Below are 22,622 nucleotides of genomic sequence, written 5' to 3'. Positions count from 1 at the left end.
GTCGTGTCTCCGGTATCTGCCGTTAAAGAAGCGTTGAGGTCTTGCGGGCGGCGAGCTTCTGATCGAGCACGCCCACCGAGTTGCCGCCCAGCGCCACGAACAGGCGCACCGAGTCGAGATAACGCGTGGTCTTCACCTGGATCTGCCCGAGCAGCGCCTGTTGGTAGGCGCGTTCGGCTTCCAGCACCTGCAACAGGCTGGTTTCGCCCTGGACGTAGGCCTGGCGATTGAGGCGCAGGCTGGTGTCGGCCGCGCGCAAGGCATCGTCCTGCGCCAGGTTTTGCTCTGCGCCGTGGTTGAGGGCCTGCAAGGTGTCCGCGACCTGGCCGAAGGACTGAATCACCGTCTGTTGATAGCGGGCGAGCGATGCGTTGTAGCCTTCGACGGCGCCTTCGCGTTCAGCCTTGAGCGTGCCGCCATTGAAGATCGGCGCCGTCAGCCCAGCGGCAAATCCCCAAAGTGCAGCGCCGCCATTACCCGACGCGGCTTGCATCAGCGAGGCCGACAGCTCGACATGCGGGTACAGATTGGCGGTCGCGACACCGACCGCCGCGCTGGCGAAGTGCAGTTCGGATTCGGCTTGCAGGATGTCCGGCCGGGTGTGGGCCATGGCCGACGGCAGGCTGACCGGGATGCTCGATGGCAAGGCGAATTCGTCGAGGCTGAAGTCCGGCGCGATCCAGTCCGCCGGGCCTTTACCGGCCAGAATCGACAACGCATGACGCGCCGCATCGCGCTGCTGGGCGAGGGGCGGCAATAGCGTGCGATCCTGGGCGAGGCGGGTTTCGGCCAGCGACACATCGATTTGCGTGGTGCTGCCGCTCGCCTGGGCGCGGCGCACCAGATCGAGGTTTTTCGCGTCGTTGGCCAGCAGGGTTTCCACGGCCTGGATCTGCGCGTTGGCCGAGGCCAGCAGCAAGGCCTGACTGGCGACATCGCCGGTCAAAGTCAGCCACGCCGCTTCGTAGCGATGCTTTTGCAGATCGGTCAGTGCTTGCTGCTGTTCGACCGCGCGTTTGTTGCCGCCAAACACATCCAGATCGAACGCGACCCGTGGCCCGATCCCGTAGAAATTGGAGACCACCGGTTGCGGGCCGTTGTGGGTGCGCTGGCGCCCGGCCGAGGCAGCGAAATCCACCTGCGGATAAAGCACACCTTCCGCTGCCGCGACTGAAGCGGCGGCCTGGCGAAGGGTGGCGTCAGCGGCGGCCAGGTCGAGGTTGCCGTCGATAGCGCGGCGTACCACTTGATCGAGCTTCGGCGAACGGAACGCCGACCACCAGTCGCCGTTGATCCGCTGGCCCATCGCGAAATGCTGTTCGGCCGCCTGATCGTAATGCTGCGACGGGCTCTCGGCAGGCCGTTGAAAATCAGGGCCGACGGTGCAGGCGGACAACATCACCAGCATCGCCAGCGGGGTGAAGCGCATAGAAGCTTTCATGGTTCAGACTCCACGTCATCAGTTGGCCGCAACAGGCTTGCGCAGGAACATCACCAGCGGACTCACCACGAGCATCGCCAGCATCAGAATCTTGAATTGGCCCATCACCGCGACGAACGCCGCCTGATGGGTGACCAGATGGTTGAGGCCTTCGAGCGCCGGCAACGACGTCGGCATGACCACGCGATAAGGCGTGAGCTGACTGACCAGCGCCGAGTGCATCGCCTGGGTGTTGTTGAAGAAAAAGATCTGCACCACGGCCACCCCGAGGGTGCTGCCGTAAACCCGCATCAGGTTGAAGAAACCGGTGGCTTCCGGGCGCAGTTTCGGGTCGATGGTGCTGAACGCGGTCTTGCTGAGCGCCGGCATCAGAATGCCCAGACCCACGCCCTGGATGAACCCGGTGACGGCCACGGGCGTCCAGTCCATCAGCGGCGAATAACCGAGCATCAGCCAGTTGGCGTACACCACCAGCGCGATGCCGGCGGCAATGAACAACCGGGCGTCGATCCACGCCGGGGCGCGGCCCATCAGCAGAAACGCACCCACCAGTCCGATGCCACGCGGGACGGTCAGCAACCCGGTGGTGTCCGGCGGATAACCGAGGATTTCATCGAGCATCGGCGAGGTCAGGGCCATGGTCGACAGCAACACGAATCCCAAGGCAAAGAACATCACCGTCGACAACATGAAGTTGCGGTCGCCGAACAATCCCTTGCTGAGAAAGTGGGTCTTGCGGGTCAGCGCATGGACGACGAACAGGAACAGACCGAGGGCGCTGGCCAGCGCTTCGATCCAGATTTCCGGCGAGTCGAACCAGTCCAGCCGTTCGCCGCGATCGAGCAGCATCTGCAGGCCGATCATGCCGACCGTGAAACTGGCGAAACCGAAGAAATCGAACGTCGGACGCGGGTCTGCTTTCTTCACGGCGAGCAGCAACGTCACCACCATCAGGATGTACGCGGTCAGCGGCAGGCTGAGGTAGAACATCGGGCGCCAGTCGAAATACTCGCAGATCACGCCGCCGATGCTCGGGCCGCTGACGATGCCGAACAGCACCAGCGCCGTCCATTTCGGGCCGAAGGCGGGGCGCTTCTCTGCTGGCAATGTCTCCAGGGCGATGGCCATCGACAACGGCGCAATCACGCCGCTGGCCAGACCTTGCAGGATGCGTGCGCCGATGAACTCCAGCGGCGTGTCGGCCAACGTGCCGAGCCACAGACCGAGGGCGAACAGCACCAGTGCGGTCTGGTAAACCCGCTTTAATCCGAAGCGTCCGGCGAGCCATTGCGCAACCGGCATCGTGATTGCGCTCGCCGCGAGGTAGGCGGTGAAAATCCATCCCGCCTGATCGTCGGTCATCGACAGACTGCCCTGAATCAATCGCAGCGCGGCGTTCGGCAACGGTAGGTTGGCCGACTGCATATAGGTGGCGAGCAGGGCGACGAACCGCAGTGCCCGCGCATCAGCTGTTGAGCTGTTCATCACGAGTTACCCGCAGACAACAACGACTTGAGCGGATGCCACCATGGCGTGCGGTGCCCGGTATCGACCTTGACCGTGGCGCTGGTGCCGGAGAACAGCGGCAGGGCAGGGTCGGCCTCGTCCAGTTCCAGACGAACCGGCACCCGCTGCACCACCTTCACCCAGTTGCCGGTGGCGTTTTCCGGCGGCAACAGCGCGAAGTCGGCACCGGCACCGGGGCTCATGCTGATGACGTGCGCCTTGAACGGGCGATCCGGGTAGGTATCGAGGGTGATGGTCGCGGTCTGGCCGGGGCGCATGTGCGTCACCTGGGTCTCGCGGAAATTGGCCTCGACCCAGATCTCCCGGTCGGAAATCAGCGCAAACGCCGGTGCGCCGTTGTTGACGTAATTGCCCACCTGCAAATCATCGACCTTGGCGACGATGCCGTCGTCCGGCGCCGTGACCGTGGCGTAGGACAGATACAGCTGCGCTTCTTCGAGTTGAGCTTTGGCCTCGCGCACGGTCGGGTGATTGTCGAGGGCGATGTCCGGGTTGCCGTTCAACGCGACGACGGTGCTGGCGATCTGTTGCTCGATGGACGCGATGCGTTGGCGCGAGACTTTCAGATCGGTTTCGGCGCGCTCGTAAAGGGCCTTCGATACGAACTCGGTGGCGATCAAGGCTTTCTTGCGGCCGAACTCTTTCTGGTCGTAATCCGCCGAGGCCTTCGCCGATTGCAGCTCGGCCTGTTGCTGGCGGTAGCTGGCCTTGAGCCCGTCGATGCGCAGGCGTGCGTTGGCCAGTTGCGCTTCGGCCCGGTCGACCGCGATCTGCAGCGGCTTGGGATCGATGCGAAACAGCACCTGGCCTTTGTGCACGGGCTGGTTGTCGTCGACCGCGATCTCGACCACTTGCCCGGAAATCCGCGCGTTGATCGAGGCCTTGGCCACGCGGGCATAGGCGTTGTCGGTGGAAACGAAGGGCTCGTTGGCAACGTACTGGCCGTAGCCAATTGCGGCGAAAAGCGCCGGAACGCCGAACATCAACACGGGGCGCAGTTGCTGCTTGAGCGGCTTTTTCGGCGGCGCGTCCACGGGATGAGCGCGGGCTTGTTCTGCGGTGAGATCGAATTGCTGAGTCATGAACGGCTCTCCAAAGGGCTGGGCGCCTGGACGGCATTGAATGCGTGATTCATCAAATCCATTCGCGGTGGGGGAGGATCACTCCGTGCCGCTGTTTTCGTCGTCGCCAGACCCGGTTCGAGCGCTGTTACAACAAACCTGCCGATCAAGGAATTTCTGATTCCTTAATTTTGTGCGATGGTGTAAGAATATGAGCGACTTCATTTCCCCGCAAGGAATTTGTACGACATGGCACAAAATAAACCGACAGAAGGAAAAGGCCGTGGCCGTCCACGGGCCTATGACCCGCAAACCGCGCTGCAGCAGGCACTCGGGGTGTTCTGGAACACCGGCTATTCCGGCGCCTCACTGGACAGCATCGCCAGCGCCGCCGGCATGAACCGCCCCAGCCTGTACGCCGCGTTCGGCGACAAACACGCGCTCTACATCAAGGCCCTGGATCAATATTGGGCCACCGCCCACGCCGCCATGCAGGCCGCGCTGAACGACAGCAGCCTGACCCTGGAACAGGCCCTGACCGGTTTTTACGAAGGGCAACTGGCGATCTATTTTTCCGGCGACGGCCAGCCACGCGGCTGCTTCGCCATCGGCACCGCGACCACCGAAGCGGTCGAAGATCCGGAAATCCGCAACGTGCTGTCCCAGCGTTTGAGCCAGCTCGATGCCGATCTCGAAGCCCGTTTGCAACGGGCGATCGACTCCGGCGAACTGACGGGTGATGTGGATGCAGCGGCGCGGGCCATGCTCGCGTCATCGCTGCTGCACAGCATCTCGATCCGCGCCCGCGCCGGTAAATCCCGCGAAGAACTGGCGGGGCAGGCGCGCGATGCGGTGAAGGTGATCTGCGGTTGACCGGGCTTGAGGACATCCTGACCGAAGGTCTGTCCGTGGTGTTCTGTGGAATCAATCCGGGCTTATTGGCGGCAGAGCAGGGCCATCACTTCGCCGGACGCAGCAACCGCTTCTGGCGCACGCTGCATCTGGCCGGTTTCACGCCCCACGAGTTACGCCCGGAAGAAGGCCGCACGATCCTGCAATTCCACTGCGGCTTGACTGCCGTGGTCGAGCGGCCGACGGCGAGTGCAGATCAACTGTCTGCCGAGGAATTCACCGCAGCCGCCGCCAGCTTTGAACGCAAGATCGCTCGTTACGCGCCGCGCTTCGTGGCGTTTCTCGGCAAGGCTGCGTACGCCGGGTTATCCCGCAGGAAGTCGATTGAATGGGGGCTGCGAGAGGAGACGTTCGGCGGCGCTAAAGTCTGGATCCTTCCTAACCCCAGCGGTCGCAACCTGGCGTTCAATCAAGCGCAACTGGTGACGGCGTATCAGCAGCTTCAGCGCGCATCGAGCGCCATCACATAAGCGCTGAACATGTCCGCCATCCCCTCGGCACGGGCGGTGATTTCCGCGTCGGTGCGCGAGGTGAGTGAAAAATCCTTCCCCACCGAACTGAGCGTGGCCAGGATCAGATCGCAGGCCTGCGTGCGCACGGCTTCGCTGGCCCCGGGCAGCAACTCCTCCATGAACGTCGCAAAGATCCGCTTGCCCGCCGCCCGCACTTCATGGGCCTCCGGCGCATCGCGATAAAGCGGTGCCGCATCACTCAAAGCGCTGCGCATCTGCGCCTCCTCGCACTCCGAACGAATGAACGCATGCACCAGCGTGCGCAGGCGTTCCAGCGGCGGCTCGTCATGATTTTCCAGAATCCGCTGCAGCATTCCGGTTGTCTGCAACCACTCATCACTCTGCAAGCGAAACAGAATCGCCGCCTTGTTCGGGAAGTACTGATACAGCGACCCGACACTCACACCAGCCTTCTCCGCGACCCGCGCCGTGGTGAAACGCGCCGCGCCTTCCTTGGCCAAAACCTGAATAGCCGCCTGCAGAATCGCCGCCACCAACTCGGCGGAGCGCGCCTGCTGCGGCTGTTTGCGTGAGGAAATACGGGCGGTCTGGCGATCGGTCATGGGCAGCTCGGGCGTCGGGGCGGAATGCGAATAGCGAATAGCGCCATTCGCTCGCATCATTTAAATGCGACGAATCATTCGCATATTAGCCCTCAACCCACGGAAAACCATCATGACAACCCTGACCACCGAACCGCTGGCGACCCTGATCGAACGCCTCTACACCCAGGCCAGCGCCGCCACCAGCCCGGCGCTGAACAACGTATCCGGCGAAGAACGCGACCGCCTGATGCACAGCAAAACCGAATACCGCGAACTCTACGCCATGCTCAAAGACCTGTGGCTACCCGTCTCCCGCGAGACCGGCAAACTGCTGTACATGCTGGCCCGCAGCACAAAGGCCAAAGCCATCGTCGAATTCGGCACCTCGTTTGGTCTTTCGACCCTGCATCTGGCGGCAGCGCTGCGGGACAACGGTGGCGGAGTGCTGATCGGCAGCGAGTTTGAACCGTCGAAGATTGAACTGGCTCGGCATCATTTTGTTGAGGGCGGGGTGAGTGATCTGATTGAAATTCGCGAAGGGGATGCGCTTGTTACTCTGGCTCGCGACCTGCCATCGACCGTCGATTTGCTTCTGCTCGATGGTGCGAAAGCGCTGTATGGCGACGTGCTGAAACGGGTGGAGAAACACCTGCGACCGGGTGCGCTGGTGGTGGCGGACAACACCAATTACTGCCCGGAGTATCTGGCGCATGTGCGCTCGCCGGTGAATGGTTACGTGAGCGTGCCGTTTGCGGATGATATTGAGGTGTCGATGCGGTTGGGGTGATAGCCGTTGCTGTCCGCGTTTCAAAAGAAGGTGACTGATCCACGGATTAATGGATCAGTCCCCATTTTTCGCTACGATCAAGTGATGACGCGCAAGGAGCGGCCCTTGATGGATTACCTGATTCGAAACGCTACGAATGCAGATGCGCCAGCGATCAGTCGAACGATCCTCAGTGCTCTGCGCGAATCCAACGTTCAGGACTACTCCGCCGAAATCATCGAGCAAGTGGCGCAAAGCTTTTCTCCCCCGGCGATCCTTCATCTGTTGAGTGAGCGTCAAGTCCTGGTGGCTACAGCCGGCAGCTATATCGTTGCAACCGCGAGTCTGGATCACGACATTGTTCGAAGTGTGTTTGTCGACCCGCGTTATCAAGGAAAGGGTGTCGGAAGACACCTGATGGAGAGGCTTCAATCACTTGCCATCAATGTAGGTCTGAACCGGCTGCGTGTGCCTTCTTCAATTACCGCGGAGGGCTTCTATGCTTCGCTTGGGTTTGAAAAGGTTCGAGACGAGTTTCACGGGGCGGAGCGCACGGTCATCATGGCGAAGGCATTGGAGCTGTAGCGCCCCAGAGTGCAGAGAGGCACGAGGCCAAAGAATGGATTACATCTTCGATATATTGCTCAACCGGTTGGCTCATCGAATCGGTGTCTATGTGCTTGGCTTGCTGAGTGGTGGTCGATTCAAGGGTGAAAGTGGTTTTGCCTGGGGCTGGGCGGTCGCCGTCGGTGGGCTGGTGTTGTTCGCACCGTTCGTGGCATTCATTGCTTTGCTCATCCTGTCTCGCAGCGGGTAAAAGCCACTGATCCTGAGTCAGGATTCGTCTATCGTCTAAAAAATCATCACAGGGTCAAGATCAGGGAGCTGATCATGAATCGTCAGGAAGACCTGAACATCATCTGGAAGCGGATATTCTGGATTTTCATCGCCCTGTTGGTGCTGGCGATCATCGTCACCTACAGTTTGCCCGACTACAAAGTGCCCTTTATTGTTTGTATCGCCGGGAATATCGGGGGCTACGTTGGGTTTCACAGGCGACTGTCGATACTCACTGATCCGGAAATCGAAAACCTCTCCAAATCGTGGTTCGCTTTGATCCTGCCTTCATTCATAGGCGGGATATTGGCGGGGCTTCTGTATCTTCTGTTTCTTTCCGGCGTTATCAAGGGCGATCTGTTTCCGGTGATCGTTCCAGACGACGATCCGCAGTGTTTGAGGCAAATCTTCAACGATATCTTTTGCCAGCATGCGGAAGGGTATGCGGCGTATGCCAAGTTGCTGTTCTGGTCATTTGTGGCGGGCTTCAATCAAGATTATGTCGTTGACCTGATCGAGAACATAAAAGGCTCCGACAAAAAGACGGGCTGAAGCAGAAGGGGGCTGTTGCACGGCTTCATTTAAGTGGGGACAAATCTATTTTCAGATTTGCTGCCGGGGGCTCCCGGCAGCCAGTGAACACTGAGGACTCAAAAAATGGGGATCGTTACATTCACGGTCGTTTCAGATTGATCCACTCTTGTACGGTCGGGCGCTGCCATTGGCGCTGAGTGTAATCCTCCAGTTGAGCCGGCACCGTGTCCCCGTTGAGTATCAATCGGTTCAGCATCAACGCGAGATCAACGTCGGCGATCGACCATTCACCAAAAAGGTAATCCGGATTGTCGGTAAGCAGCCATTGAGCGACCTCAACCAACTTTTTCTTGGCAGCCTCAGCCGACGCTGACAACGGTCCGTATTTCTGACCATAGAACACGACGAGGGTAGAGCGCTCCTGTCGGATCGGGAGCAAATCACTGCGCAGCCACGCTTGAACTTGCCTCGCCGCCGCGCGCTTCTGTGGGTGCTGTGGGTAAACAGCTGTCTGGGGGAATACATCTTCCAGGTATTCCGTGATCGCCGATGACTCCGACAACGCAAAGTCGCCATGCACGAGGGTGGGGACTCTCTGAGTCAGCGAAAGACGGGCGTAATCGCTGGCCTGGTTCTCCAGTTTGTCCAACTCCAGGGTGCTCATTTCGAACTCGATTCCCTTTTCTCGAAGGGCCACAAAGCACGACATTGCGTAGGGACTGGTGAATTGAGCATCGACGTAAAGGCGCAGGCTTGAGTCATTCATAGCGTCATCTCCATATGCAGAGTGGACGACGCTAAAAGATTGGGCGCCTTAAATAAAATTCATGTTTTTTATGGGGGCATTCCTGTCAGGAATGCAGTACCACAGGAATGGGGACCAGGAATGGGGACGGATCTATTTTTTCACCACCGGATAAATAGATCTGTCCCCATTTTTATTTGTCCGTGTGGGAAATCACACCGCTCATATATTGGTGCAAGTCGCGAAAGTCGTTAACGCTCCAAGCGTGTGGCGGGATCTTCACGCCATTCTCTCGCAGGGTCTTTGGAATCAAGTCCCCGTTGGGGCGGAGTATTACCGAGGATACGATCACGCCCGGATAATCACTCAGTCGCTTCTTGAACGCGGTGGTTGTCAGGTCAGGTGTCGGCGGATTGCTTTTCCTGGCCAACGGCCCGGTGCCCTTGATATCGGCTCCGTGGCACACGGCGCATCGCTGTGAATAGAGGGCTTTTCCATTGGCAGTATCCGCGTGGGATATGGCTGCTTGGGGGAGGGCGAAGAAGCCTGATATGACGACGAATAATGTTTTGAGTCTCAGGCGTCCCAGTATGGATATGCCCGTACCCGATGCTTCTGTCCCGTAGATCCGCACTTTGTTCCTCCATGAATGCACGTCGATTTCACGGCCGGCACGATATCCCATGCCAGTCTGAGTCGCACTTTTCCTTCACTGCGCATCCAGGGTGAGCCGTATCGCCCCTCAATCAACGTGGAAACAAGAACGTGACGGCGGCACGAAAGCCCCAGCCCTGGGGCCCGTCGCCTGATCGATCCAGCCAGTACCTCGGGCCTGCCTGAATCGTCAGGGGATGGCCGCCGATCTTCAGCAGTTGGGTGACGTTCAGGTTGATGGGCACCGACCACTCGCGCGCTTGCCAGTCATAGGTCGATTCGGTGTTGATGCCGTAAGTAGTGAGCGTCTTGGTGGTGTAGGACAGGAAGGGTTGCAGGAATGTCTGGTTGACCTTTTCCTTGTCGTCCGGCGGGCTGCCGTCCAGGCCCCAGATGTGGTTGGTGAGTATGCCGTGGGTCCAGCCATTGGATTGTTTGAGCGCCACGGCGGTCGGGCCCAGGCCCCATTGCTTGTTGCTCAGCAGATCGTCACTGCCGGTTGGAATCAGCAGGGCAGGGCCCGCCCCCAGAATCCAGCCACTGTCGGTGGGTTTGCGGGGGGAGAAGAAAAAGCTTTGCGTGATATCTCCCACCCCCGACTTGTCTGCCGCACCATTGGGGGCCAGGCCGTGCTGGTCGATGACCGGCAGGATGGTGCGCGAAATGAGGTTCCAGTCCTCGTTCAATGTGAACGGCAGCACCGGCTGAATATTGGTCACGCTGTGCATGCCCTCGCCGGTGGGCCCCATCTTCTGATCCCAGTTGTACTGCACCGGCAGGCTGTACATGGCCGCGACAGGGTTGAGCGCTGCCTTGGCCAGTTCTGCGGAATCCTGAGCTTGTGCAATACCGGCCTGTGCGGCGATCACCATGACTGACAAGTGTGCGAGATGAGCGCGTTGCATGGGCTTCCCCTGTTGGCGGGTCTCGAGTGCAAACGATAAAAAGTTGAACCCCTGTCAGCCATTGCCCTTCCTTGTGGGAGGGCAATTGCGAAAGTGCTGGCACTTTGTCTGGCGACAACTTGTAGCTTCTGATCAAGCCTTCACTTCACTTGGACGACCGCAGGCGGTGTCCACTGTCCATTGAGCACCTCTGCCTTTGGCCAGTAGGTGCGGATGGTGACTTCAAACTCGCTTTGCGGGGCTGGCAACCAATTGCTTTCCTTGTCCTTGCCGGGAAAGTTGTGTTGCACATAAAGAGTCAGCGAACCGTCATCGTTGAACTTCATGTTCTTCTCATTCTTGGTACCCAACGAGTAGCGCTTCATGGCGTTAGGGGCGAAGAAGTGTTGAGGGTCGTACAGGGTCAGCGACCAGAAGCCGTCCACAGGCGGCGTTTGCCCCTTGGCGAAGGTCACGGTGTATTTGTGTTTTCCGTTAAGTCGCTGACCACTCTGATCCACCTCCTGGAAGAAGTAGCGAGTCTCTTCCGGTTGGTTGGTATACATGTTTGATTTGGAAGTGGCGGTACGCGTCAAGTAGTCGTTACCCCAACGTGCAACGTTGGTCGGTGAGTTCCAGCCATCGGGCAGGCGCGAACCATTGGTGCGGAACGAAAACAGCGGTGCGATCACGTCCTTCTCGGTTTGGACTGCGGCCTTGACCAAGACATCCTTGATCGCCGGATCCTTCGCAGCGGCATCAAGCAGTGCGCGCATCATCGCGTAGCGGCTTTCCTCACCCGCCAGCGGTGGCACCTTGTCGAGAACTTCCGGTAGAAGGTCAAAGAATGTGTTCGGGTCCACCCAGCGGGTTTCGGTGGACGAGTTCTGTGCGGCCGGGAAATGTGGCGTTTTCGTCCAGTCCTTGGTAACCGAGTCGCCGGTGTACTTGCTCAACGGATAAACCACGACCTGCTGGAGCAGCTTGACGACTTCCGCATGGTCTTCCTTGCTATCACCCATGAACACCCGTGGCCCCATGGCAACAAGCTCGGTAGGCGCCTTGATCACTTCGGTGATGCCCTGCGGGACGGTGCCTTTCCAGTTCGGCCCCACTACCAGATAGTTGCCAGGCTTGGTTCCATATTGCTTGCCAAGTTTGGAGAACTCCTCGCTGCGTGCGTCATACAACGCATAAACCCAGAATCGATCGCCAAAGTCAGGCACTTGCAATACGACTGGATCGTCGTCAGTCGCACCGTAACCGAAGCCGTAAACCACATCCTGGTTCGGGTGAGCTACCCATCGTTGCTCAGGCGAGATGTATCCACTAAGCATGCTCACATAGCCGGTCGGTGCCGCAGGCAGGATCCCGCCCATCAGCCCTGGCTCCGGCGCCTTGGAGAAAGAAGTACGGCGGTTGAACGCATTGACCAGAGGCCATCCCCACAGATAAGTGTCTTGCGCGATGACCTTCGCACTGGACGGGGTGATCACCGTTCCAGCGGGAATGCCGGGAACCTCCGCAGCCGGTTTGCCAGAGGAGTTACCTCCCGCTTGAACACCACCAATCATTGCCGCGCTCAAAGCCAAAGCCAGCACGGTGTAACGGGAAGGCGACTTCATCATTTGAAAACTCCTGTTTCGAATGGCAATCGGTTGCGGTGTTGCGCTGGTGGAAGGGCGCTCATGGTTCGGTCAAGGCTTGACCACTTCCACGGCAGGGAACTTGTAGCCACCTGCCTGCACTTCCTTGCTCGGGCCGTACATCCTCAGAATTATGTAGACGTCTTTTTCCGGAATGGGCAGGTAGTTGGAATTGCTCGCATCGCCCTTGGCACTGAGTTCAATGGTGTAGTTGCCCTCGGCGTCGGGTTTCAAGGTGCGGTCGCCACGGCTGTGGCGGTTCATGTCGTTGTGCGCCATGAACCGGTTGTCAGTGCCGTACACGGTAAAGGACCAGAACTCGCTGACGTCCGGTGCCTTGAAGTGCATGCGGTAGGTCTTGCCATTGGCGCCATTGATGTTCTTGCCATCGCTGCCTTTGACGGCTTGAAGGTAGATGGTTTCGTCCGGCGGCAGCCCCCATTGGCCCAGGTAGGTGCCTTCGGCAAACAGTTCGCGCGGATCGTCACTCAACTGCTTGCGGGTGCCCAACAACTTGCCGGCATCGGTCAGGGTCGGCGCCAGTTCCTTGATGCGTTTCATGCCCAGTTCTTCGCCTTTCTTCGCGGCGGCGAGCTGATCCGGGGTGAAGTCTTCCTTGCAGGGTTCAACGCCCACGGCCTTGTATTGGTCCAGCCATTTCTTGTCGGCCTTGCCCATGGTGCCGTCACACAGAACAAAGTTGACCCGTTGCAGCCAGTTGGTTTTCGCAGGGTCCAGATAGGTGCGCGTCTTGGCCTTGGGACCGGGCTCACCCAGGTAGGCGGAGAGTGTCCGCACGTTCCATTCATCCATGTAGTTGAGTGCGGTTTTCTGATCCTCGGGGCCCGTGGCCATGATCCGGCCCATCAGTTTCACCAGGTTGGAGTCGACGCGGATCACTTCGGTAACGCTGCCCGGCACTTCGCCCTTCCAGTCCTGTGCCGCAAACATGAAGTGACCACCCTTCGTCTCGCGAGTACGCGATCCGATCATGGTCACCGTGTAATGGCCCATGTCCATGGTGTGCAGGATCCAGTAACGGCCTTTGTCCATGTCCGGCACGCTGACGATCACCGGTTCGGCAGCCACATCGAGCCAACCCATCAGGTGCAGGGTGTCGTTGTTGATGGTCGGGTGATCGGTGTATTTGTCGTCGGCCAGATGGCGGATGTTCTGGAAGCGGTTGAGCGGCGTGTCGGTCTTGACCGCCGTCTCGTAGAAGAACTTATAGGCTTCGTCGATGGAATAACCGTAGGTGTAGGCGTCCTGAGCCAGTTTGTCGGAGATCTGGGCAAAGGCCGGAACGGCCAGTGAAAGCAGGGTTGCCGCAAGCGTCAGTCGTTTCATGAGCACTCCAATGAGGCAGAGAAAAAGTCAGGGATTGACCTGCTCGAAGTCAGGCATCTTGAAGCTCTTGTCGTTAAACGCCTGGGTCGGCCCATAGAAGCGCATGGTCGGCATCGGACGCTTGCCGGAGGTGGGAATCCAGTTGGATTCCTGCCCCTGAGGGGCATTCGGCCCGACGTAAAGCGTGACGCTGCCATCGGCATTCTTCTTCAACTTGTCGAGGTCGAACGACGACAGCGTGGTGCGGTTGCTGTCGCTGTAAATGAAGGAGAAGGTGGCGCGGTCGTAGACCGTCAGCGCCCAGAACTGCTTGACCGGCATCTGGGCCGGAACGTTGACCTTGTAGGTTTTGCCGGCCTCGAGCAGATGCCCGTCCTTGTCCGCCAGCGCCACCATGTAGGCAGTGGCGGGGGAGTCGCTGAGCACCTTGGGCATGTAGGTGCACCAGAAGTATTCCGCGGCACGTTCGATCAGATCGATTTTGTCGTCGTACGTGAATTTGAACTGGCGATTGACATCGGTCTGCAACAGCGAGACGTAATGACGATCGGGCCAATAGACGCGCTTGACCATTTCCTTGTCGAACCACTCCTGCAGAAAGAACCAGGCGTCGATGGCGGCCTGGTGCATGGCACGTTTGGCGGTTTCGTCCGGGGTGAAGGGTTTGCCTTTTTCGATGCCCAGGGACTTGAGCATGCCCATCATGACCTTGTCGTGCTCCCTGACGGGCTCCACGCTCATGATGTCGTACATGTCCTGAAAGTGCCGCTCTTCGTAGAACGGCAGGGTCGGGTAGCGCTGATGGCTGGGGTCGATGAACTTCTGCTGCGGCGGATTCTTCGCTTCGGACAAGGCGTACATGCGCAGGCGCTTGGCGTACACGTAGGCGTCAGCAGCGGTCTTGCCGGCCGGCGGCACCGAGCGGAAAGCCAGGGCGATCCGATAGTTGGGCGAGCTGACGTGGAAGTAGCCCTTGGGAATCGCACCCTTGTAGTCAGGTGCGGTGAACAGGTATTTGCCGCCCTTGCCCTTGTCGATCCCGGCCGGCCCTACGTCGGCGATGGTGAACTGCCAGGCGTCCACCACCTGGCCATAAAGGCTGCCGTCGGCTCCGGCGGGCGGGACCTCCAGCACCACGGGGCCGTTGCGCAAGTCGGTGTAGGCACCGAGGTAAGGCGTGGAGCTGTTGGCGGTCAGGGCTTCGAGTAGCGGGGTGGCGGTCGCCGAGTAGGCGATGATGTCGTTGTCCTTGTAACCCAGGTCGTTGATGGCCGCGCGGCGGAAGGCGTAGATGGAGATTGCCGGCATGTTCCACAGCACGGCCTCGAAGGCGCGCTGGTACTTGATCTGGTAGTCGAAGTCCTTGACCGACGGGCTGGATCCCGGCGGTGGCTGCCCACCCAGAGGGTCGGTGGCGGCCTGTACCGAAGCGATGCCGCCCACGGTGAGCAACACCGTCAGCAGTCCGGGCAATAGCGCATTGGCAACGTTCGTTCTCGCGAGTGGCGGGGCCACACAGGTCATCAATCCTTTTACAACGCTCATGGTGGCTCCAGATTCGGGGGTGACAGGAGGCAACGCGTCGACAACAACAGCAGGGCAGACCGGATGGTTTCAAGGGCAGGAAACAGGCACCCGCGAAAGTGTAGTCGACCGTGACGACTGCGCTACCCGCGCCCGATCCCACCGGGCAAATCTGACAAGTAATGGGCCCTGAACTAGGCTGCGATCTGAACGCTCAGTCCTCACACCCATGGCGGAAGGAACCCGGATATGCGAAGCAGGTTGTTCGCCGTCCTGTTGGTCATTTGCGGTCTGTGCTGGTCTGCACTGTCATTGGCCGTGGACGAACCCAGGGCGGCTGATGATTTCGTCGAGTTGAAACTCGCCAACCGCAGCATCATGGTGTTCCGCGCCACGTTACTGGGCGAGGCACCGGCTTCGCGGGTGAAACGCGCCAGAACCGTCATCGGCGAAGCACTGGATGAGTCGGATGCGCCGACGGTGACCGTCGAGCCTCTTCAGGAAGACTATCTGGTGCTGCTGGGCAACCGGCGTGCATTTATCGTTGCCCCCAAGGACGTCGACGGACTTGAATACAGCTCAGTGCAGCAGGCTGCGCAGGGAGCGGCGGACAAGCTGCGGCTGGTGGTGGCGGAAACCCGCGAAGCGCGCAGCTTGCACCTGATGGTGCGCTCCGCCGGTCTGGCAGCCGTCGCGACGGGCATCTACCTGGCGTTGCTGTGGAGCATCGCCTGGTTGCGGCGCCGGTTGCTGCAACGCCTGCCCGATCTGATGCATCGGCACACCCGCGCACTGAAAGTGGGGCAGGTCCAGGTCATTGATGCCAACTACCTTTATCCGCTGGTGATACGCCTGTTCTGGCTGCTGCGCTGGCTGGTCATTCTGTTGCTGACGTATGAATGGCTGGGTTTTGTCCTTTCACGGTTTCCTTACACCCGGCCATGGGGGGAAAGCCTCAACAACTACCTGATCGAAGTCGCCAGTTATTTGCTGCAAGCGATTGTCGGAGCGATCCCCGGTCTGGGTGTGGCCCTGGCGATCTTTTTCATTGCCCGTGGCGCCTCGGCCTTCAGTCGCCGGGTGCTTCGGCGCATGGCGACGCCGGGCACCTTCAGCTGGCTGAACCATGAAACCTTGCAACCGACCCAGCGCCTCACTTCGTTGGCGATCTGGCTGTTTGCACTGGCGATGGCTTACCCGTATCTGCCGGGGGCGGGCACCGACGCGTTCAAGGGCTTGTCAGTGCTGATCGGCCTGATGATTTCCCTGGGCGCCACCAGCGTGGTGGGGCAGGCGGCCGCCGGGCTGATCCTGACGTACACCCGCACCTTGCGTCCCGGTGAATTCGTGCGCATCGGCGAATACGAAGGCACCGTGACTGAACTGGGCATGTTCACCACCAGCATCCGCACGGGGCTGGGTGAAGTGCTGACCCTGCCCAATTCGATGATCACCGGCACCGTCACCAAGAACTATTCGCGCACCGTGCAAGGAGCGGGTTATGTGGTCGATACGGTCGTGACCATCGGCTACGACACCCCGTGGCGTCAGGTGGAAGCGATGTTGCTGGAGGCAGCCCGGCGCACGCCCGGTGTCCTGCAGGAGCCACCGGCGCAGGTGTTCCAGACCGCGCTGTCCGATTTCTACCCCGAATATCGTCTGGTGGCCCAGGCCATTCCCAGCCTGCCGCGACCGCGCGCGGAGCTGCTGAGCATGCTGCACGCGAACATTCAGGATGTGTTCAACGAATACGGCGTGCAGATCATGTCGCCGCACTATCTGGGCGATCCCGAGCAAGAAAAACGAGTGCCCAAAGACAACTGGTTCGCGGCTCCGGCCAAAGAACCGAAAGATACATAGCCGGCGTTGAGCGGGAGTCCGTCAGATGCTCGAATTTTTCCTGAACGCCCTGCGCGCCGATCCCGAAATCGCCGTGTTCCTGGCCATTGCTTCCGGTGTGTTCATCGGTCGCCTGCACATCGGCAGCTTCCACCTCGGCTCTGTGGCAGGCGCGTTGTTGATGGGCCTGCTGATCGGGCAGATCGGTGTGGAAGTCCCGGCGGGGTTGAAGTCGATCTTCTTCGTGCTGTTCATTTACGCCGTGGGGTTCAAGAGCGGGCCGGAGTTTTTCGGCAGCCTCAACCGAGGCACGCTGAAACTGGTGGTGCTTTCCGTGGTGCTGTGTGCGACGGCGTTGGGCGCGATCCTGTTGATGAACGCGATCTACGGCTTCGACGCCGGCTTCACCGCCGGACTCGGCGCCGGCGCGTTGACCGACACCGCGATCATGGGCACCGCCACCAGCGCGCTCAACCAACTGCCGATCGACAGCGTCGCCAAGGCCACGCTCAACAGCCACATGGCCATTGCGTATGCGATCACCTACCTGTTCGGCACCATCGGCCTGATCGTCTTCGTCGGCAGCATTGCGCCACGGTTGCTCGGGGTCGACCTCAAGGCCTCGGCACGGGAGCTGGAACTGGAGCTGGGGATCGAGAAAGACGAGGACGCGATCACCGTTTCCTACACACGCATTGTCGTGCGCGCCCATCAGGTTGCAGCGGTCGGCCAGGCCTGCGGACAGTCCATCGCCGAGCTTGAAAAGCTGCATGACGCGCTCAGCATCGAGCGCGTGGTGAGGGGCGGGCGGATCATCGAGCGCGATGAAAGCTTCGTGCTCATGGAGGGCGATATCGTCGGGGTGTATGCGTTGCGTGAGGCGGTCGGCACGCTCAGCCACTGGATCGGGCCGGAAATTGACCATCCGCCGTCGTTGTCGTTTCCGACCCGCGAGGCGGACATCGTCCTGACCTCGAAAGAGTTCGCCGGCAAGACCTTGCATGAAATCCGGGCTCAACTGAAAAACACCCAGAGGCTGGGCTGTTTTCTCAACACCATCAGCCGGCAAGGCTACGAATTGCCGCTGCTGCCCAATACCGTCCTGCGCCGAGGCGACGTGATCCGCGTGACCGGGCGCACCGCCAGCGTCGAAGCATTGGCGCAGCGCCTGGGGCGGATTCGAAAGCAGGGCTATAAAAGCGACATTGCGATGCACACCCTGGGCATGGTTCTGGGGGCATTGTTGGGGCTGCTGTCCACGCACATCGGCATGATTCCGGTGGAGTTGGGCATCGGCGGCGGGGTGTTGGTAGTGGCGTTGGCCATCGGTTGGTACAACTCACGCCATCCGGAAATCGGCGCGCTGCCACCTGCCGCGCAATGGGCGTTTTCCGAATTCGGCCTGACGGCCTTCGGCGCGGTCATTGGTTTGCTGGCAGGGCCCGCCGCCTTCGAGGCGATGAAGGAACAAGGCGTGTCACTGCTGATCTCCGGCGCAGTGGTGACCATTCTGCCGCCGCTGGTGGCGCTGTATTTCGGTCGCTACATCCTGCGCCTGCACCCGATGGTGCTGTTCGGCGGTCTGGCCGGGGCGCAGACCGAAGCCGCGTCGATGAACAAGATCATCGAGCAGTCCGGCAGCAACACGCCGGTGATCGGCTTCACGGTTTGTTATGCGGTGTCCAACGTGCTGTTGGCTGTTTGTGGCCCCATTATCATTTTTGTGGTGGCGGGTTAGGGGCCCGCCGACTCAGCGTTGCATCGGTGGAAGCGGCCCCACAAACATCACCTTCAGCCGATCACGTCCAATGACACGCGCCAGCTCTGCGATCACGCAATACATGAATATCAGCGTGATGAGCAGGATTTGCACCGCCCAAAACCGGGGCCAGTTCATCGAAGACCACAGCAGGTTGTTCGCATCCATGAAGCTCGGGGCTTCCTTCCAGTAGTCGTATAGCCGCTCCAGGTAATGGACGATCAGCGCGACCAGGTTATACATGAGCGTCTTCCAGGTGACATTCCAGATCAGCGGCTTATCGGGAAAACGGTTGATGAAGGGCAGCATGTCCGCGACCAATACCGACTTTCCGAGTATGAGCGACGCGATCAGAACGGAGGCTGAAACCGGAAGATCGACCCCCGACCCTTTAATCATGAGCGCACGGATCAAAGCAACGATATGCAAGATCACGAAAAAGAAGATCGTGGGTGGAAGCGCCTTCATGAACTCATGTTTGATTTTGTTTATCACCGGGCTCATATCGGCGTCCTTTGGAAGTCAGGAAATCGGTTAGCCGAGACAAAAGTGCCCCGGCATTGAAGGCTCAAAAACGCCACGTCGCGCCCCCACCGAGGATGTGCAGGGCGGCGTTTCGGTAGGTGCCGGACAGGGTTTCCCCGGAGCGGGATTTGGTCTGTTCGACGTCCATATCGCCGAGCCAGACAAGGGTGTAGGCCGCATGGACATCCAGCCCTTCATCGATCTGGTAATTGACGCCTGTCGCCAGACGCCAGGCCTCGCCCATGGGGTTGTCGACAGTACGATCCTTGTCATCCACCGCCGAGCTGTCATACCCCAGCCCCATGCTCCAACGCAGGCGCGGCGTCATCTGGTATTGCGCGCCCATCGAAGCGTGCCAGGTGTCCTTGTATTTGCGGTCGGCGGTCCGGGTGACGTCGGTCGCATTGGCGTCGACCTCCACGCCGATTTCACCGAACTGGCTCCAGTCCTGCCAACCGAGACTGCCCAGCAGTTTCCATTGCGGACTCAGGTCGTGGGCGATGCTGAGCAGAACGGTTTGCGGCACAGACATGTCCAGTTCCAGTGAGTCGGCGTCCAGGCGCCGCAGGGCGGCATTGATGATCGGGTTGTCGACCTTGCGCACGCTCGGGCTGTCCTTGAACTCCAGGTCGATCTTGCTCGTGTAGGCCAGGCCGATCTGCGTGCGTTCGCTCAAGCGATAAAGCAGGCCGAGATTGATGCCGGCGCCGACGTCGGTGTCCTTGTATTCGAGCTGGCCGTCGGGACTGTCGCGCAGCCCGAGCAGGTTGTTGTTGATCGCTGTTTCATTCCGGTAATAGGCGTACATGATGCGCGGGCCGATGCCGATGGACAGGTCATCGGTGAACTTGTGCGCCAGTGTCGGCTGAAAGGACACGCCAATGACGGCGGCCTCCTGATTGAAATATCGACCTGCCCAATCGTCGTCGTAATCCAGGGCCAGACCAAAGTTGCCATACATGCCAAAACCGACGGCCGAGCGTTCATCGATCTGGTGACTGACGAACAAACTGGCACCCGGCAGGTACTGCAAGGTATTGCCGCCTTCGTTGCCATCAAACTGGTTGTTGCTGTCGCGGGAGAAGCGCATGTCACCCAGAATCAACTGCCCGTTGGCGCTGATCTGCGTGCCTTTGAGTTCGGTGAGTCCGGCGGGGTTACTCATCAATACACTGGGATCGGTCGCCAGGGCAGCGGCCCCGGCATTGGCCAGGCCATTACCTTCCTGGCCTGCTTCATAAATAAGAATGCCGCCGGCCTGAGCATTGCTGCTCAGCAAACCCACGGCCAGGACAGAAACACTGAGTCGGCAAGCGTATCGGCTTACGTTCATGGCGCGTCCTCTGCGAAATCATCAACACATTGAATGTCTGAAATGCGACTACCGGTTTCTTCGAGGTTGTCTTGAAGTCAGATAAACACTAGTAGTGATTGGACGTTCCGGCAGAGAAACGACGAGTGGTAACTTTCGAGTAGCGATTTTGTGAAGTGAGTCGGGTGTGCTCGCGGGTCAGTTAGCGGGGCGGATTCACCCAAGGCGCACCTTCAGCAAAAGCCCCCTCGATCCAGTCCTTGAACGCCGTAGTCGTCGCCGTGTTGAACCGCGCTGACGGCCGCACCAGATAAACCCCCGTGTCAGCATCCAGTTGCCACTCGGGAAGCACCCGCGTCAGACGCCCCTCGCGCAGGTCTTTGGTCATCAGCCAGTCGCCGCCGGCCAAAATTCCCACGCCCATACGCGCGGCACACAGCTGCGCTTCGTTGTCGTTGCTGACCAGACGGCTGCGGACTTTGACGGTTTGTTTGTCATCACCGCGAGTCAGTCGCCATTCGGGATACGAATGCAGCCCGGTGAACCCCAGGCAATGATGGGCAGCAAGATCCGCCGGCGTTTTCGGCTCGCCGTGCTGTTGAAGGTAGGAGGGCGCAGCACACAGGATTCGGCGGTGATCGCAGAGCTTTTTCGCCACCAAACGGTTGTCAGCCAGTTCGCCGATGCGGATCGCTGCGTCGAAACCTTCAGCGACGATATCGACGAAGCGCTCGGCATATTCAACCTCCAGCGCCACGTTCGGATGGGCCAGGGCAAACGCCGAAATGATATCCCCCAGCCACAGCCGCCCCATGGCGGCCGGCAGGGCGATGCGCAAACGCCCGCGAACTTCGGCGGCACCCTCGCGCGCATCCTGCTCCGCTTCGGCGATCAGGCTGACCGCATGCCCGAACCGCGCCACCAGCCGTTGCCCCTCATCGGTGAAACGCAATTGCCGGGTGGTGCGCTCGATCAGCCGCACCCCCAGCCGCGACTCCAGCGCGCTGAGCCGTTTCGACAGCACCGAGGGATGGCGCTGCAACGTCCGGCCCGCCGCCGCAAACGAGCCGTGCTCGGCCAGGGCCAGCAGGGTGGCGACTTCATCGGCCTGACGGCTATCGAACAGATCCATGCAACGACAACCCTCGTGGATGACCCGAAAAAAGACTCAAGGCACCAGCACAATCGCCCCCGGCAAACCGCCCCGGTACAGATCGGCATGGGCCCGGGCGGCGTCCGCCAGCGGATAACGACGCCCGACATTGGGCTGGATGATACCGGCGTCAATCGCTTGCAACACGTCCTTTGCACGCTGCTGGTATTCCTCCGGCGTGGCGGTGTGGGCGGCGAGGGACGGTCGGGTCAGGAACAGCGAACCCTTGGCATTCAGGGTGCTGATCTCGACCGGCGCCGGCGCCCCCGACGCCATGCCGAACGACACCAGCAACCCGCGCGGGCGCAGGCAATTCAACGACGCCTCGAAAGACACCCGGCCAATCGGGTCGTACACCACATCCACTTTCTTGCCTTGGGTGATGTCGACCACCGCGTCGGCCAGCGTCGCCGCATCGAACACCAACACCTCATCACAACCCGCCAACCTGGCCCGCTCGACACTCTCGTCGCGGGACACCACACCAATCACCAACGCCCCCAAATGCTTCGCCCACGGCACCATGATCTGCCCAAGCGCACCGGCCGCGCCGTAGATCAGCACCGTCGAACCCGGCCCGACGGGGTAAGTGGACTTGAGCAAATACTGCGCGGTAATGCCCTTGAACAGCACAGCCGCCGCGTCCTCGAAACTCAGGCTGTCGGGGATCTTCACCAGCCGATTGGCTGGGTAAAGGCGGGCGCTGGCATAGGCGCCGATGGGGCCGGTGGCATAAGCGACGCGGTCGCCGACCGCCACGTTCGTCACATCGGCTCCCAGCGCCACAACCCGCCCGGCGCCCTCAAGCCCCAGCCCGGAAGGCAACGCCAACGGCGCGGCACCGGAACGTTGGCTCAAGTCGAGCGGGTTGACGCCAATGGCCAACTGCTCAAGCCAGACCTCGGCGGGGCCGGGTGTTTGCGCGGTGGATTGCTCCAACTGAATGACTTGAGGCTCACCGGTTTGATGGATGACGGCGCTGGTGACCATGTTGAACGCTCCCTTACGTTGATCGTGGGGAGAGTCTAAACGCCTGCGTGTGGAGCACTAGTCGGGTTAAGTGCAGTTCATATGTGCATTCAATGCAGCAATTGGATCA

Annotated in this window: 22 protein-coding genes; 8 read left to right on the top strand and 14 right to left on the bottom strand. The window is 60.2% G+C overall.

Translation table 11 applies throughout. From position 1 onward, the window contains the following. Positions 1-22 precede the first annotated feature (22 nt). The 3 genes from CAF90_RS05150 to CAF90_RS05140 are packed head-to-tail and all read right to left on the bottom strand — an operon-like array spanning position 23 to position 4,050. Complete coding sequence (locus tag CAF90_RS05150) at positions 23-1,441, bottom strand: efflux transporter outer membrane subunit (protein ID WP_085604444.1); 1,419 nt, start codon at positions 1,439-1,441, stop codon at positions 23-25. A gap of 18 nt (positions 1,442-1,459) precedes the next feature. After that, entirely contained in the window at positions 1,460-2,926 is a 1,467-nt protein-coding gene (locus CAF90_RS05145; RefSeq protein ID WP_085604441.1) for a DHA2 family efflux MFS transporter permease subunit, read from the bottom strand. Then, the gene (locus CAF90_RS05140) at positions 2,926-4,050 is read right to left on the bottom strand and encodes an HlyD family secretion protein (RefSeq protein WP_085604438.1); all 1,125 of its coding nucleotides are present in this window, start codon (positions 4,048-4,050) and stop codon (positions 2,926-2,928) included. The genes CAF90_RS05145 and CAF90_RS05140 overlap by 1 nt, the downstream gene beginning before the upstream one ends. A 228-nt stretch (positions 4,051-4,278) precedes the next feature. Between CAF90_RS05140 and CAF90_RS05135 the strand changes: the two genes are divergently transcribed. Together CAF90_RS05135 and mug are read left to right on the top strand one after the other, a co-directional pair. Next, on the top strand, positions 4,279-4,902 hold the full coding sequence (locus CAF90_RS05135; protein ID WP_085604435.1) for a TetR/AcrR family transcriptional regulator: 624 nt from the start codon (positions 4,279-4,281) through the stop codon (positions 4,900-4,902). Continuing rightward, positions 4,899-5,411 (top strand): G/U mismatch-specific DNA glycosylase, encoded by a 513-nt coding sequence (gene mug, locus CAF90_RS05130; RefSeq protein WP_085604432.1) that lies wholly within the window; start codon positions 4,899-4,901, stop codon positions 5,409-5,411. Before CAF90_RS05135 ends, mug begins: the two co-directional genes overlap by 4 nt. Here the strand turns inward: mug and CAF90_RS05125 are convergent. Further along, positions 5,384-6,016 carry a TetR family transcriptional regulator gene (locus CAF90_RS05125; protein ID WP_085604429.1) on the bottom strand — a complete coding sequence of 211 codons (633 nt, stop codon included), beginning with the start codon at positions 6,014-6,016 and terminating at the stop codon, positions 5,384-5,386. The genes mug and CAF90_RS05125 overlap by 28 nt on opposite strands. A 112-nt stretch (positions 6,017-6,128) precedes the next feature. On the opposite strand from CAF90_RS05125, the gene CAF90_RS05120 reads away from it, so the two are divergent. The 4 genes from CAF90_RS05120 to CAF90_RS05105 all read left to right on the top strand — a co-directional run bounded on the left by CAF90_RS05120 (position 6,129) and on the right by CAF90_RS05105 (position 8,153). After that, a complete protein-coding gene (locus CAF90_RS05120) occupies positions 6,129-6,785 on the top strand; it encodes an O-methyltransferase (protein WP_085604426.1) in 657 nt (218 codons plus the stop codon). A gap of 108 nt (positions 6,786-6,893) precedes the next feature. Continuing rightward, entirely contained in the window at positions 6,894-7,349 is a 456-nt protein-coding gene (locus CAF90_RS05115; protein ID WP_085604423.1) for a GNAT family N-acetyltransferase, read from the top strand. Positions 7,350-7,383: 34 nt separating this feature from the next. Next, complete coding sequence (locus tag CAF90_RS05110) at positions 7,384-7,581, top strand: hypothetical protein (RefSeq protein WP_085604420.1); 198 nt, start codon at positions 7,384-7,386, stop codon at positions 7,579-7,581. A gap of 74 nt (positions 7,582-7,655) precedes the next feature. Beyond that, positions 7,656-8,153, top strand: coding sequence for a hypothetical protein (locus CAF90_RS05105; RefSeq protein WP_085604417.1), 498 nt, complete (start codon positions 7,656-7,658; stop codon positions 8,151-8,153). Between the two features lie 121 nt (positions 8,154-8,274). On the opposite strand, the gene yfcF is transcribed toward CAF90_RS05105, so the two are convergent. The 6 genes from yfcF to CAF90_RS05075 all read right to left on the bottom strand — a co-directional run bounded on the left by yfcF (position 8,275) and on the right by CAF90_RS05075 (position 14,956). Beyond that, positions 8,275-8,901 (bottom strand): glutathione transferase, encoded by a 627-nt coding sequence (gene yfcF / locus CAF90_RS05100; protein ID WP_085604413.1) that lies wholly within the window; start codon positions 8,899-8,901, stop codon positions 8,275-8,277. Positions 8,902-9,073: 172 nt separating this feature from the next. Then, entirely contained in the window at positions 9,074-9,514 is a 441-nt protein-coding gene (locus CAF90_RS05095) for a c-type cytochrome (RefSeq protein ID WP_256578506.1), read from the bottom strand. Positions 9,515-9,626: 112 nt separating this feature from the next. After that, a complete protein-coding gene (locus CAF90_RS05090) occupies positions 9,627-10,439 on the bottom strand; it encodes a hypothetical protein (RefSeq protein WP_085604407.1) in 813 nt (270 codons plus the stop codon). Positions 10,440-10,579: 140 nt separating this feature from the next. After that, the gene (locus CAF90_RS05085) at positions 10,580-12,046 is read right to left on the bottom strand and encodes a DUF1254 domain-containing protein (protein ID WP_085604404.1); all 1,467 of its coding nucleotides are present in this window, start codon (positions 12,044-12,046) and stop codon (positions 10,580-10,582) included. 69 nt (positions 12,047-12,115) lie between these two features. Then, complete coding sequence (locus CAF90_RS05080) at positions 12,116-13,411, bottom strand: DUF1254 domain-containing protein (RefSeq protein WP_085604401.1); 1,296 nt, start codon at positions 13,409-13,411, stop codon at positions 12,116-12,118. 27 nt (positions 13,412-13,438) lie between these two features. Further along, positions 13,439-14,956 (bottom strand): DUF1254 domain-containing protein, encoded by a 1,518-nt coding sequence (locus CAF90_RS05075; RefSeq protein WP_085604398.1) that lies wholly within the window; start codon positions 14,954-14,956, stop codon positions 13,439-13,441. Positions 14,957-15,184: 228 nt separating this feature from the next. On the opposite strand from CAF90_RS05075, the gene CAF90_RS05070 reads away from it, so the two are divergent. Together CAF90_RS05070 and aspT are read left to right on the top strand one after the other, a co-directional pair. Continuing rightward, complete coding sequence (locus CAF90_RS05070) at positions 15,185-16,795, top strand: mechanosensitive ion channel family protein (RefSeq protein WP_085604395.1); 1,611 nt, start codon at positions 15,185-15,187, stop codon at positions 16,793-16,795. Between the two features lie 25 nt (positions 16,796-16,820). Continuing rightward, positions 16,821-18,512, top strand: a complete 1,692-nt coding sequence (gene aspT, locus CAF90_RS05065; RefSeq protein ID WP_085604392.1) for an aspartate-alanine antiporter — start codon at positions 16,821-16,823, stop codon at positions 18,510-18,512. A 12-nt stretch (positions 18,513-18,524) separates the two neighbouring features. Here the strand turns inward: aspT and CAF90_RS05060 are convergent, their stop codons facing one another. The 4 genes from CAF90_RS05060 to CAF90_RS05045 all read right to left on the bottom strand — a co-directional run bounded on the left by CAF90_RS05060 (position 18,525) and on the right by CAF90_RS05045 (position 22,513). Continuing rightward, entirely contained in the window at positions 18,525-19,037 is a 513-nt protein-coding gene (locus CAF90_RS05060; RefSeq protein WP_085604389.1) for a hypothetical protein, read from the bottom strand. Between the two features lie 64 nt (positions 19,038-19,101). Further along, the gene (locus CAF90_RS05055; RefSeq protein WP_085604386.1) at positions 19,102-20,391 is read right to left on the bottom strand and encodes an OmpP1/FadL family transporter; all 1,290 of its coding nucleotides are present in this window, start codon (positions 20,389-20,391) and stop codon (positions 19,102-19,104) included. A 181-nt stretch (positions 20,392-20,572) separates the two neighbouring features. After that, positions 20,573-21,502: a LysR family transcriptional regulator gene (locus CAF90_RS05050; RefSeq protein ID WP_085604383.1), complete on the bottom strand. Its 930-nt coding sequence runs from the start codon at positions 21,500-21,502 to the stop codon at positions 20,573-20,575. A gap of 36 nt (positions 21,503-21,538) precedes the next feature. Beyond that, positions 21,539-22,513, bottom strand: a complete 975-nt coding sequence (locus tag CAF90_RS05045) for a quinone oxidoreductase (protein ID WP_085604380.1) — start codon at positions 22,511-22,513, stop codon at positions 21,539-21,541. Between the last annotated feature and the right edge of the window lie 109 nt (positions 22,514-22,622).

The organism is Pseudomonas sp. B37(2017) (genome assembly GCF_002112885.1).
GTDB lineage: Bacteria > Pseudomonadota > Gammaproteobacteria > Pseudomonadales > Pseudomonadaceae > Aquipseudomonas > Aquipseudomonas paraglycinae.
The sequence above is the reverse complement of the archived record's forward strand: the minus strand, read 5'-3'. Positions and strand labels throughout refer to the sequence as shown.